This window comes from Crassaminicella indica (assembly GCF_019203185.1).
Lineage (GTDB): Bacteria > Bacillota > Clostridia > Peptostreptococcales > Thermotaleaceae > Crassaminicella > Crassaminicella indica.
In genome coordinates this window covers 2133928-2147280 of the sequence record NZ_CP078093.1, presented here as the reverse complement: position 1 = coordinate 2147280, position 13353 = coordinate 2133928, and the positions used below count along the sequence as shown (strand labels likewise).

Genomic DNA, 13353 nt, shown 5'->3' with positions numbered 1-13353 from the left:
ATACATAATTTTCAGAACAATCATTCCCATGCACTCGGTACATAAATTTCTAAATATTTATTAATTACATATCTATCCGACATTCCTGCTAAATAATCCTTTACAGCCTCTTCTAAATCAAAAGCTTCTACTACTTTCATCATTTCTTCTGGCATTTTATATTTATTTTTCAAAAAATAATTATATAGTTGTTCTAGTATATATTGTGCCTTTTCTTCCTCTTTTTTAGCCTTTTTATTTAAATATACATTGCTAAACATGAATTTTCTTAGTTTATTTGTATATACCCATTTTTCTTCACTCATTCTAATTTTTTTTCTGTTATAACTATTTTCTACTACATCTATAATCATAGTATTAATTCTTTCACTATGTGTTTTTCCTAAAATTTCAAGACAATCCTTAGGAAGATCATCATATTGAAGAATATTTGCCCTTATTGCATCATCAATATCATGATTAATATAAGCAATTCTATCGCTAAGTCTTACAATCTGCCCTTCTAATGTTGATGGTTCATTTTCACCTGTATGGTTTAGTATTCCATCTCTAACTTCATAAGTAAGGTTTAAACCATATCCTAATTTTCCTTTTTCTAAATATTCTACTACTCTTAAGCTTTGCTCATTATGTTTAAATCCATTCTTATGGATTTTATTTAATATCTTTTCTCCACTATGTCCAAAAGGTGTATGTCCAATATCATGACCTAATGCAATAGCTTCTGTTAAATCTTCATTTAACTTTAATGCTCGTGCAATGGTACGAGAAATTTGAGCTACTTCTAATGTATGAGTAAGTCTAGTCCTATAATGATCTCCTTCTGGAGAGAGAAATACCTGTGTTTTATGCTTGAGTCTCCTAAATGCCTTAGAATGCAGTATCCTATCTCTATCTCTTTGATATTCTGTACGAATAATGCATTTTTCTTCAAATATTTTTCTTCCTTTTGTTTGGGTTGACTTTGCAGCAAAACACGAAAGCTTCTGTTCTTCCATTCTTTCAGTTATTTCTCTAAATATCATTTTTTATCCCTCTTTTCTCATATATAAACAGAAAATAACTATATTAAGCAGAGAACTAAAATCCACAATTTTCTAGTATTTATATATACCACAATATTCATTTTATTCCTCTTATTCTAACAAATTTTAAATAAACAAAAGGCATGGAAATTTTTCCATGCCTTTTGTTTATTTATTGTTTATTACTGCATGAGCTGCTGCTAGTCTTGCAATAGGTATTCTATATGGAGAACAAGAAACATAATGCAATCCTATCTTATGACAAAAATCAATAGCTTCTGGATCTCCACCATGTTCTCCACAAATCCCTAATTTTATATCAGATCTTGTGCGCTTTCCTAATTGTGTAGCTATTTCCATTAACTTTCCAACACCTATTTTATCTAATCGTTGGAATGGATCTTTTTTAAATATTTCTTTTTTCCTATACTCTCCAATAAATCTACCAGCGTCATCTCTTGAAAAAGCATAAGTCATTTGTGTTAAATCATTTGTACCAAAAGAGAAAAATTCAGCATGCTTTGCTATATCATCGGCTGTTAATGCAGCTCTTGGCACCTCTATCATAGTTCCAATTTTATAAACAATATTTTCATCACTATTTTCTATAACCTCATTAGCAGTACTTACAATAAGTTTTTTAATAATTTCTAGCTCTTTTTCATGACCAATAAGGGGTACCATAATCTCTAGCTGAACATGAATATTTTTTTGTTTTTTTACTTGAATTGCAGCCATAATCATCGCTCTTACCTGCATCTGATAAATCTCAGGATAAGTAATAGCTAATCTACAACCTCTATGTCCAAGCATAGGATTAAATTCCTTTAAATCTTCAACGATTTCCTTCAATGTGTTATAGGAAACATTAATTTGTTTAGATAATATTTTTATGTCTTCATCATTATTAGGTAAAAATTCATGTAATGGTGGGTCAAGAAGTCTTACTGTTACTGGTCTTTCTCCCATAGCTTCAAATATCCCTATAAAATCTTCCTTTTGAAATGGAAGTAATTTATTTAAAGCTTTCATTCTTTCTTCTACATTTTGTGCTATAATCATCTGTCTTACAGCAGGAATTCTTTCTTCTTTAAAAAACATATGCTCTGTTCTACATAGACCAATTCCTTCTGCTCCAAATTTTACAGCTGTTAAAGCATCCTTTGGTGTATCTGCATTAGTTCTGATTTTTAAAGTTCTGATCTCATCAGCCCAACTCATTAGCTTTGCAAAATTCCCAGATAGTTCTGGTTCTTTAGTTGGAAGCTTGCCTGCATAAACATTTCCTGTATTTCCATCTAATGATAGATAATCTCCTTCTTTGAAAATTTTCCCATCTATCTTAAATACTTTATTTATCTCATCAACTTTAATTTCTCCACAGCCTGCTACACAGCATTTACCCATTCCTCTTGCTACAACTGCAGCATGAGAAGTCATTCCTCCTCTTGCAGTTAAAATTCCCTGTGCAGCTACCATTCCCTCAATATCTTCAGGAGAAGTCTCAAGTCTTACAAGGATTGTCATTTCTCCTTCATTAGCAGCTTTTACAAGATCATTTGCATTAAAATATATCCTACCTGTAGCAGCCCCCGGAGATGCAGGTAAGCCTTGTGTAATTTTTTCTATTTTTTGCATAGCTTCTTCTTCAAAGGTTGGATGTAATAGCTGATCTAATTGAGCAGGTTCGATTCTCATAATAGCTGTTTCTTTATCTATAATATTTTCTTCTACCATATCTACAGCTATATTAATAGCTGCTGCTGCTGTTCTTTTACCATTTCTTGTTTGAAGTAAATATAATTTTTCATTTTCAATAGTAAATTCAATATCCTGCATATCTTTATAATGCTTTTCTAAAAGATTTGCAACATTTACAAATTGCTCATAAACCTTCGGCATCGTATTTTTAAGCTCACAAATTGGTTGAGGCGTTCTAATCCCTGCTACAACATCTTCTCCTTGTGCATTCATTAAAAACTCACCAAATAATTTTTTCTCACCTGTTGCAGGATTTCTTGTAAATGCTACTCCTGTACCTGATTTTTCTCCCATATTTCCAAAAACCATAGACTGTACATTTACAGCTGTTCCATAGTGATTAGGTATATCATTAATATCTCTATAAATAATAGCACGTGCATTATTCCATGAACCAAACACAGCTTCAATAGCCATCAATAATTGTTTTTTAGGTTCTTGTGGAAAAGCTTTTTTTGTTTCTTTTTTAACAATTTTTTTATATTCTTTAATAATATTTTTTAAATTATCAACAGTTAAATCTGTATCTAGCTGAACTTTACTTGAGCGCTTTTCTTTTTCTAAAATATTATCAAATTTATATTTCTGAATGTTTAAAACTACATCACTAAACATCTGAATAAATCTTCTGTAGCTATCATATGCAAATCTTTCATTGCCAGTTGCTTTTGCTAGTCCTATTACAGATTCATCATTAAGTCCTAAATTAAGAATTGTATCCATCATTCCCGGCATAGAAACAACAGCACCAGACCTTACTGATACAAGCAAAGGATTATTATAATCTCCAAACCTTTTTTGAGTATTATTTTCTAATTCATGTAAATGGCAAAAGATTTCATCTATAATATCTTGGCTAATTTTTTGACCATCATCATAATATTTATTACAAGCTTCAGTAGTAACAGTAAATCCAGGAGGAACAGGGAGTCCAATTTTTATCATTTCTGCTAAATTTGCTCCTTTTCCTCCCAACAAAGATTTCATTTCCTTATTCCCTTCATGAAAAGCATATACATATTTTTTCATACCCAAAACTCCTTTCCTATAACACACCCTGATCCCTTAATCGTTTTCTTTGATTATTTCTAAAATGATACGTGCACTTTCTTCTATTGCTTTACTAGACACATCAATAATTGGACAGCCTATTCGCTTCATTAGATTTTCAGCATAATCTAATTCCTTTAATATTCTATCCATACTCGCATAATTTGCTTCATTTCTAAGCCCTAAAGCTTTTAATCTTTCTTGTCTTATTTCATTAAGCTTAATAGGATTTGTTGTAAGTCCTATTATTTTTCTAGGCGAAATTTCAAATAATTCATCTGGTACTACAACTTCTGGAACTAATGGAACATTTGCTACTTTTATATTTTTATGTGCAAGATACATGCTTAAAGGTGTTTTAGAAGTTCTTGATATACCGATTAAGACAATATCTGCTTTTTTTAAACCTCTAGGATCTTTTCCATCATCATATTTTACTGCAAATTCAATGGCTTCAATCTTTTTAAAATATTTTTCGTCTAATTTTCTTATTAATCCAGGTTCATTTTTAGGCTGCTCATTTAATGATTTCTCCAATGCTTCTACAATAGGCGTCATCGCATCTACAGCAATAATATTATGCTCTTTTGCTTTTTCAAGAAGTATTTTTCTTAAACTAGGTATCACTATTGTAAAAACAATCATAGATTTTTCATTTTTTGCTTCATTTATAATTTCCAATATCTGTTCTTCTTCTGATATATATGGAAATCTTCTTATTTCACAATCCTTACATACAAATTGGCTAATAGCTGCCTTTACTACCTGTTCTCCTGTTTCTCCTATTGAATCAGAAATTACATATACTACTAATCTGCTATTCATGCTTTCATGCCCCCTTTTCAATTATTGACTCCCAAGCTCAACAAATAATTTTGTGATGTTAGTCTTTGATACTTTTCCTACTACTTTGTAATATTCTTTTTCGCCTTTTTGAACTTTTTCAACTACTGGAAGACTGTCAACTTCATGCTCTATAATTTTTATAGCAGCCTCTAGTGCAGTTTCATTTGGATAAGTCATAACGATATTGGGCATTCTAGTCATAATTAAACCTACCGGCACCTTATTGATATCTGTGCCTCCCATAATATTTTTTAAAAAATCCTTTCTAGATACCGCACCTGTAAGAAATCCATTGGATACAACAAAAATTGTTCCAACATCTTCAAGAAATAATGTTACAATCGCATCATAAAGCGTAGTCTGTTCTTCAACCACTACAGGCATAGATTTTATATCTCTTACTTTTATACGATGAATTTCTTCAGAAATTAAATTCACTGGTTTATTTCCAGAATATAAATACCCTACCTTCGGTCTTGCATCTAACATCCCAGTCATTGTAAGTATTGCTAAATCTGGTCTTAATGTAGCCCTTGTAACTTTCAAAAGCTTTGCAATTTGTTCACTCGTAATTGGTTCATGTTCTTTTACAATTTGAATGATTTTTTGTTGACGTTCTGTGAATTCTATAGGAATCACCTCTTTTATAGAATTTTCTTTAATGTGTTATACTAATAATCCTTTATGCTATATTATATATATAATTGTAACAAATATTTCTTATTTTTGCTATACTTTTTAATGCTTTTTTATAAATATTATGAATATTGGGTGTGTTTTTTATGTTTTAGGTATGAATCACTACTATTCTATAATAAAAGACAATAGAGAGAATATCATATCTCTTCGCCTCTATTGTCTCCTTTAAACTCACTCTCTATTAAAAATCAATTCTTTCTTCAATGTATCTTTCCAAATCTTCTATTTTTATTCTTACTTGCTCCATTGTATCTCTATCTCTTACAGTAACTGAATTGTCTTCTAGCGTATCAAAGTCATAAGTAATACAAAGAGGTGTACCAATTTCATCTTGTCTTCTATATCTTTTTCCAATACTACCAGACACATCATAATCAACCATAAATTTCTTAGCAAGTTTTGAATACAAGCTTTCTGCACCTTCACTTAATTTCTTTGTCAATGGTAATACTGCCACTTTATATGGTGATAATGCTGGATGTAATTTTAAAACTGTTCTACTGCTTCCATCATCTAATACCTCTTCTTCATAAGCATCTATCAAAAATGCTAGAGTTACTCTATCTGCTCCTAGAGATGGTTCTATACAATATGGTATATATTTTTCGTTTGTTACTGGATCTTGATAGCTTAAATCAACACCTGAATGCTCCTTATGCTGTTTTAAATCAAAGTCTGTTCTATCTGCAATTCCCCACAGCTCACCCCAACCAAATGGGAACTTGTATTCAATGTCTGTTGTTGCATTACTATAATGAGATAATTCTTCTTTATCGTGATCTCTCATTTTAATATTTTCAGGTTTCATATTTAAAGATAATAACCAATTTTTACAATAATTTTTCCAGTAATCAAACCACTCTAAGTCTTCTCCAGGTTTACAGAAAAACTCAAGCTCCATTTGCTCAAATTCACGAGTTCTAAAAGTAAAGTTTCCTGGTGTAATTTCATTTCTAAAGGATTTACCTATTTGTCCAATTCCAAAAGGCACTTTCTTCCTTGAACTTCTTTGTACGTTTTTAAAGTTTACAAATATCCCTTGAGCTGTTTCTGGTCTTAAAAATATTTCAGATTTTGAATCTTCTGTTACCCCTTGATAAGTCTTAAACATAAGATTGAATTGTCTAATATTTGTATAATCCAATTCTCCACATTCTGGACATCTTATGCCTTCTTCATTGATAAAGCTTTCCATTCTTTCATTTGACCAACCATCTATTACTGCTTCTTCTCCTTTTTCTCTTAAATAATCTTCAATAAGCTTGTCAGCTCTAAATCTTGTTTTACACTTTTTACAATCTAGTAATGGATCATTAAATCCTCCAACATGACCAGAAGCTACCCATGTTTGTGGGTTCATTAAAATCGCAGCGTCAAGACCTACATTATAAGGAGATTCTTGAATAAATTTTTTCCACCACGCTTTTTTAACATTATTCTTTAATTCAACTCCCAACGGTCCATAATCCCATGTATTTGCTAATCCTCCATATATTTCAGATCCTGGAAATATAAATCCTCTTCCTTTTGCCAGTGCAACGATTTTGTCCATTGTCTTTTCTGTAGTCATTTCAAATCCTCCTTCTAATTTACTGTAAAAAAATAAACCCCTCGTCCCATAGTAAGGGACGAAAGGCTATTCTTCCGCGGTTCCACCCTAGTTGATACAAAGGTATCCACTTTCATCAATTTGCTCAAGAGCGCCCTTCATCAAAGGATTATATCGGATTTCCACCAACACCGACTCTCTCTTATAATACTCTTTGATTACTCCTCTCTATCATAGCAAAAATATGTTTTTACGTAATTTTACCACATTCATGCATTCATGTAAAGGTTATTTTTATTCTTCGTCATGATCTTTATCCAAATGAATATTTTCATCTTTTTTTTGTGATTTTTCTTTATTTGTATATTCATTTACTTTTGATTTTACTCCCTCAAAAGTATCTTCTGCAACGCTTTTCATATTTTCTAAAGCTTCTTCTGCCATTTCATTAATATCTACAATTTGACCATCCGTTTTTACAATTTCTATTTTGCATTTAGTTGCCAAAGCAGCCATTGTACCAAACATAGCTATTGGTGGAGATAAAACCGCTCCTACAGCTCCTGCAGTTATAGGAATATTCATAATTACTTCTCCATCTCTTTTTAAAATAATTTTTGTCACATTTCCTTTTCTAACAACCTCTTTGATTCTTTCTACTATTTCATTACCGAACCCAGAAATATTATCTGTCCACCTTGTATTTTGCCTTTCTTCGATATGAATAATTGCATCAATCACATTTCCATTTGCTTCTTCTAAAGCTTCTTTTGCTTCCTTATAACTTACACCTGTTCGATCTCTTACTTGGTCAATACTTTCTAATGTAATTTCCATAATAACACCACCTTTTATTATTTTTTTACAGCTTCTAAAAACTGCAAACTTTTAAATTTACTTTTTTCTATGTGTATATTAATATAATGCTTCACAATTTTTTCTAGTTCCTTTAACACATATGGCTTAATTTTAAATCTTGCTATTTGAGCTAAATCCGCATACATTAAATATTGCATCACATTGATTGTAACTCTTGAAATTTTCATGCTGTATGGATCTTCACTCAAACAATTGCTACATAAAATTCCACCTTCTCTAGCACTAAATTTAACATTTTCGCTCCCTAAACTACCACAATGAACACAGCTTTCTATTTGCGGTTTGAAGCCTGAATACATCAAAGATTTTAATTCATATGCTTTTGTCAATGTTTCATATTCCTTATTCATTTTAGAAAAAATATGTAAATACTCAATTAGTAGCGTAAACAATCTGTTGTTTGTCTGACCCTCTGTAATAATACTTTCAGTTAATTCTAATATATATGAAGCATAAGTTAATTTTATAACATCTTCTCTAAGCTTATAAAATGACTGCTTTAAATCTACTTGAGAAATCTGATACAATTCTTTTCCCTTAAATAATACAAATTCTCCATAACAAAATGGCTGAGTACCTACAGAATATTTCCCTCTAGGTCTTTTAAAGCCTTTTGCTACTGCTTGTAATTTTCCTAATTTTTTAGAGAATAATGTAATAACCGCATCCCCTTCACCAAACTTTTTTTGCTTTAAGACCACAGCATCTGTCTTTAAAAGCATTCCATCACCTCAAAGAATAGGTATCTAAAAAAACAACCCCCTCATTCTGATCTACTTCTGTTGTTTTCTCAACCTTTTTATAATCTAAATAAAAGTTAATATCTCCTGTAGCAAAAAACAAATTCCATAATATTTTTTCTAACACCCTAATCACCTCTCTAAAATATGTTTCATATCTTATTTTTTTCTTTATTAGGGTGTTCATATACATTGTAAATTTTACTATTCTGCTACAGCTTATATCCTAAAGTATTTAATATATTTTGTTGATCTCTCCAATCTTCTTTGACCTTCACCCACAACTCTAGAAAAACTTTTGATCCTAAAAGATTTTCAATATCTTGTCTTGCACTTTTTCCTACTCCTTTTAATTTCCTTCCATTTTTTCCTATAATTATTCCTTTATGAGACTTTTTTTCACAATAAATAGTTGCATTAATGTCTACAATATCTTTATTTTCTCTTCTTTTCATGCTCATTACCTCTACTGCCACTCCATGAGGAACCTCTTCATGTAAATAATGAAGAAGCTTTTCTCTTATAATTTCGCTAACAATAACTTTTTCTGGCTGGTCTGTAATCATATCTGCTGGAAAATACTGTGGGCCATCAGGCAAAAAGTCTACAATTTTTTCAATCAGCTTTTGAACATTTTTATTTTCCTGTGCAGATATAGCCACTATATCTTTAAATATTTCTTTATCATGATACATATTGTAAATTTCTTCAAATTTTTTTGGAGTGATTTTATCCATCTTATTTACTACAAGGATAATAGGTGTTTTAATGTTTTTAAGCATTTCTAAAATATATTGATCTCCTGGTCCCATATCAGCTGTATCATCAATTACCAATAAAATCACATCTACTTCATTTAGTGTTTGCTGAGCAGATTTTTGCATAAATTCGCCTAATTTATTTTTAGGTTTATGCATACCTGGCGTATCTAAAAATATAATCTGAAAATCTTTTTCTGTATAAATGGTTTGAATTTTATTTCTAGTTGTCTGAGGCTTATCAGACATAATTGCAATTTTTTCTCCAATAATTTGATTCATTAGTGTTGATTTTCCTACATTAGGTCTTCCAATAATTGTTACAAATCCTGATTTAAACTTCATCTTTTAACCTTCTTTCTATTTATTCAAATCTTGTCCTGAAAAACCATGTGGTAAAAGCTCCTTTATAGGAACTACCTTTATTTTTCCATCTTTATCTCCTACAATAATTTTAATATCTTTCCCAAATTCAAAAATAACTTGTCTGCAAATACCACATGGAAATGTAAAAGTATCATTATCACTAGCTATGGCAATAGCTTCAAAATCTTTACTTCCCTCTGAAATCGCTTTAAAAATAGCAGTTCTTTCTGCACAGTTCGTTCCCCCAAAAGAAGCACATTCCACATTGCAGCCCGTATAGATTTTTCCATCCTTAGTAAGTAATGCTGCTCCTACTTTGAAATTTGAATAAGGTGCATAAGCATTTTCCTTTGCTTGTACTGCTTTTTGAAATAATTCTCTTTCTAACAAAATCCTTCATCCTTTCATTTCATTTGTCTTTTCTGGAAGTAAAATACCACCAGAGATAACTAACTTTAAAGCTGCTTCAACAGATATATTTAATGGTGTAATATTTTTTTGCGATATCATAACAAACATCCCTGATGTTGGATTTGGTGTAGTTGGAATAAAAATACTCTTCATATTTTCTCCAACCTTTTCTGAAACCTCTAAAGGTGCATCTGCTGTAACAAATCCTATTGTAAAAATTCCTTTAGAAGGATACTCTACAAGGACTGTGTTTTTAAAAGCATACCGTTGCTTCATAAAAATTGTATCAATTAACTGCTTAATAGATAAATATACTGTCTTTACTATCGGAATTTTACTTAATGTTCTCTCAATAAGGTCAATAAATTCCTTTCCTAAATAATTGGTAGCAAAAACACCTGTACCAAAAATGATCAGTATTGTTAAAATAAATCCTATGCCTATAATACGAAAACCAATGATTCTTTCTAAAGGAACTCGAAATATAGAATCCACCACATTAAATATCCATATAATTACAGATATTGTCACACCAATAGGAATGAATACGAATAACCCTGTTAAAAAAATCTTTCTTATTGTTTTCATAGAAAACATTTAGCTATGGATTTACCTCCCTTTTTATATGCATTTTTCTATAAATGCCATATATTCATCATAATATTTTTTATTGTCATTTTTATGTGCTTCTTCTACTCTGTTTTTAAATTGTTCTAAGGTTCCAGTAAAATAATTTCAATAAGTTCTTTTCCCTTCATTTTTCGGCTCCCCTTTTTTGATACAAAGCTTATCTTCATCAGTTTTTTTGATTTCTAATTGCTTTATTCTTCTATTTTGTACATTTAAAACCTTAATTTTTATATCCCCTAATTCAATCTCATCTCCCTTAACAGGAACTCTGCCTAGTAAATTAAATACAAATCCTCCGATAGATTCATATTCCTCTTCAGAAAGGTCTATTTTAAGTATATCATTGATTTCTTCGATAGATGCTTTAGCATTTACAATTAATGAATTTTCTCCTAAATGCTCTATAAATTCTATTTCATTGTCATACTCATCTAATATATCTCCAACAATTTCTTCTAGAATATCTTCTATAGTAACTAATCCTAATGTCCCACCATATTCATCTAAAATAATCGCCATATGGATCTTTTCTTTTTGCATTTCTTTTAATAGATCACTAACCTTTTTACTTTCAGGCACATAATATGCACTTCTTATTAATTTAATAATATCAAATTCAGACGCATTTTTTTTTGAATATATCAATAAATCTTTTGCGTATAAAATACCAACAACATTATCTATTGTATCCTTTATAACAGGAATTCTTGAATAGCCATATTTCATGACTACATTCAATGTTTCTTCAAGAGTAGCTTCTTCTTCAAGATAAACCATATCAATTCTTGGCACCATTACTTGTGTAACTTCAATATCTCCTATTTCAAATATACTATTAATCATTTCCCTTTCATCTCGTTCAATAATCCCTGCTTCCTCACCTACATCTACTAATGTCTTTATTTCTTCTTCAGAGACTAATGCTTTTGTTTTTTTTATATCGACTCCAAATAGCCTCATAATAAAATTTGTAATAGCTGTTAGGATTTTTAAAATTGGATAAAAAATAAAAGATAATATCTCCAATCCTCTTCCTAGCTTCATAGCTACTTTTTCAGGATACTGAGAAGAATAAGTTTTAGGTGTGATTTCCCCAAAAATCAATATTAATAAAGTCATCACAACAGTAGCAAATACAGTAGCATTTTTTCCAGAAATAATTTTCATTATAAGTTCTGTAGCAATCGCTGTTGCAGCAATATTAACAATATTATTTCCAATTAAAATTGTAGCTAGCATTTTGGGAATTTTGTTTATCAATCTTTCTAAAATCTCTACATCTTTGTTTCCCTTATTTTTAAGCTGTTTTATTTTAATGATATTCATTGAAGTAAATGCTGTTTCAGCACTTGAAAACAACCCTGATAAAATAAGCAATATAATGAGAAAGGTAAGCTTGATGCCTTCATTATATGTAAACAAAATAATTCCTCCCAATATGGTTTATTAAGGGGATGTATTGATATACTCCCCTAATAAATCACTTGAAAAATAAATACAGTAATAAATATACCCAAAATTGCACCAACTAAAACCTGAAAAATATCATGAATTCCTGCTTCGATTCTACTTTGAGCAACTAAAATAGCTAACAGAAGACATAACGAAATAGCCAATGTATTTTCAGATATAAAAGCAATAGAAGTTAAAATTGAAAAGGCAATAGCTGTATGTCCACTAGGCATTCCACCTCTTAGAGGAGTTCCTTCCCCTATATATGCTTTTATACTAACAACTATTAAACTTACAATAAATAAACTAATAAATGTAGTATGAACTGGCATCCTTCTCACTTTTTGAATAACCAGCTCGGTAACAAAGTTGAATTTATCAAAAAAAATCATATAAGCAACTATAATACTGTTTAAAGCAGATATAAACACTGCTCCTGCTGCCACATTTTTTGCAATTTTTGCTAATTCATGATACTCTTTTGTAACCAAATCTATGGCTGCTTCAATAGATGTATTAATCATTTCTGCAATAATTACTAATGATATAGTAAAAAATAAAATAATTATTTCAAGCTTTGATAGATTAAAAAACAAACTTAAAAACAATACTATAATAGCCATAGCAAAATGAATTCTCATATTTCGCTGAGTCTTAATGGTATAAATAATCCCATCAATAGCATAGTTGAAACTATCTATTAATTTTCTTACTCGCATAAAGTACCTCACTTATTCTCTTAGTATACCCATTTCTTCTAATACCTCTTCTTCTTTTTTTCTCATAATCTTTCTATTTTCTTCTGTATCATGATCATATCCAAAGAGATGAAACATACTATGCACTGTTAAAAATAATACTTCTCTCTCAAAGCTATGCCCATACTCATCAGCTTGCTCTTTTGCTCTTTCTAAAGAAATAACAATATCTCCAATACAAATTGGTTCTTCTATTTCTTTAATATTTACATATTGAGGAAATGATAAAACATCTGTAGGCCGATCTACTCCCCTAAAATCTCTATTTAATATATGAATTTCTTCATTATCTACAAAAGATATACTCACCTCTATCTCCTTACTTATTCCCTCTTTTTCCAAACACAAATCAACAGCTTTTCGTATTAATGTTTCAATTTCTTGATCATATGATACTATCTTTTGTCTATTATCAATCATTATCTCCAT

The 13353-nt window shown here is 30.3% G+C and carries 14 protein-coding genes and 1 other annotated feature; all 14 genes read right to left on the bottom strand.

Features of this window, described 5'->3' with window-relative positions; translation table 11 throughout:
• Positions 1 to 20: 20 nt before the first annotated feature.
• The 14 genes from KVH43_RS10095 to ybeY all read right to left on the bottom strand — a co-directional run bounded on the left by KVH43_RS10095 (position 21) and on the right by ybeY (position 13344).
• Positions 21 to 1025 carry a deoxyguanosinetriphosphate triphosphohydrolase gene (locus tag KVH43_RS10095; RefSeq protein ID WP_218282410.1) on the bottom strand — a complete coding sequence of 335 codons (1005 nt, stop codon included), beginning with the start codon at positions 1023 to 1025 and terminating at the stop codon, positions 21 to 23.
• A gap of 168 nt (positions 1026 to 1193) precedes the next feature.
• On the bottom strand, positions 1194 to 3821 hold the full coding sequence (ppdK, locus tag KVH43_RS10090; RefSeq protein ID WP_338028338.1) for a pyruvate, phosphate dikinase: 2628 nt from the start codon (positions 3819 to 3821) through the stop codon (positions 1194 to 1196).
• Positions 3822 to 3851: 30 nt separating this feature from the next.
• Positions 3852 to 4661, bottom strand: a complete 810-nt coding sequence (locus tag KVH43_RS10085) for a pyruvate, water dikinase regulatory protein (RefSeq protein ID WP_218282408.1) — start codon at positions 4659 to 4661, stop codon at positions 3852 to 3854.
• Between the two features lie 21 nt (positions 4662 to 4682).
• Entirely contained in the window at positions 4683 to 5321 is a 639-nt protein-coding gene (gene ccpN, locus KVH43_RS10080; protein ID WP_218282407.1) for a transcriptional regulator CcpN, read from the bottom strand.
• A gap of 241 nt (positions 5322 to 5562) precedes the next feature.
• Positions 5563 to 6951: a glycine--tRNA ligase gene (locus KVH43_RS10075; RefSeq protein ID WP_218282406.1), complete on the bottom strand. Its 1389-nt coding sequence runs from the start codon at positions 6949 to 6951 to the stop codon at positions 5563 to 5565.
• 51 nt (positions 6952 to 7002) lie between these two features.
• Positions 7003 to 7174, bottom strand: a binding site (T-box leader).
• Positions 7175 to 7224: 50 nt separating this feature from the next.
• Complete coding sequence (locus tag KVH43_RS10070) at positions 7225 to 7767, bottom strand: DUF4342 domain-containing protein (protein WP_218282405.1); 543 nt, start codon at positions 7765 to 7767, stop codon at positions 7225 to 7227.
• A gap of 17 nt (positions 7768 to 7784) precedes the next feature.
• Positions 7785 to 8531: a DNA repair protein RecO gene (gene recO, locus KVH43_RS10065; protein WP_218282404.1), complete on the bottom strand. Its 747-nt coding sequence runs from the start codon at positions 8529 to 8531 to the stop codon at positions 7785 to 7787.
• 4 nt (positions 8532 to 8535) lie between these two features.
• Positions 8536 to 8676, bottom strand: a complete 141-nt coding sequence (locus tag KVH43_RS10060) for a hypothetical protein (protein ID WP_218282403.1) — start codon at positions 8674 to 8676, stop codon at positions 8536 to 8538.
• 85 nt (positions 8677 to 8761) lie between these two features.
• Positions 8762 to 9652 carry a GTPase Era gene (gene era / locus KVH43_RS10055; RefSeq protein ID WP_218282402.1) on the bottom strand — a complete coding sequence of 297 codons (891 nt, stop codon included), beginning with the start codon at positions 9650 to 9652 and terminating at the stop codon, positions 8762 to 8764.
• Between the two features lie 15 nt (positions 9653 to 9667).
• The gene (gene cdd / locus KVH43_RS10050; RefSeq protein ID WP_218282401.1) at positions 9668 to 10063 is read right to left on the bottom strand and encodes a cytidine deaminase; all 396 of its coding nucleotides are present in this window, start codon (positions 10061 to 10063) and stop codon (positions 9668 to 9670) included.
• Between the two features lie 6 nt (positions 10064 to 10069).
• Positions 10070 to 10672, bottom strand: coding sequence for a DUF502 domain-containing protein (locus tag KVH43_RS10045; RefSeq protein WP_218282400.1), 603 nt, complete (start codon positions 10670 to 10672; stop codon positions 10070 to 10072).
• A gap of 147 nt (positions 10673 to 10819) precedes the next feature.
• Entirely contained in the window at positions 10820 to 12136 is a 1317-nt protein-coding gene (locus tag KVH43_RS10040; protein ID WP_255547737.1) for a hemolysin family protein, read from the bottom strand.
• 50 nt (positions 12137 to 12186) lie between these two features.
• Positions 12187 to 12885, bottom strand: a complete 699-nt coding sequence (locus KVH43_RS10035; protein ID WP_218282399.1) for a diacylglycerol kinase — start codon at positions 12883 to 12885, stop codon at positions 12187 to 12189.
• Positions 12886 to 12897: 12 nt separating this feature from the next.
• Complete coding sequence (ybeY, locus tag KVH43_RS10030; RefSeq protein ID WP_420829654.1) at positions 12898 to 13344, bottom strand: rRNA maturation RNase YbeY; 447 nt, start codon at positions 13342 to 13344, stop codon at positions 12898 to 12900.
• Positions 13345 to 13353 lie beyond the last annotated feature (9 nt).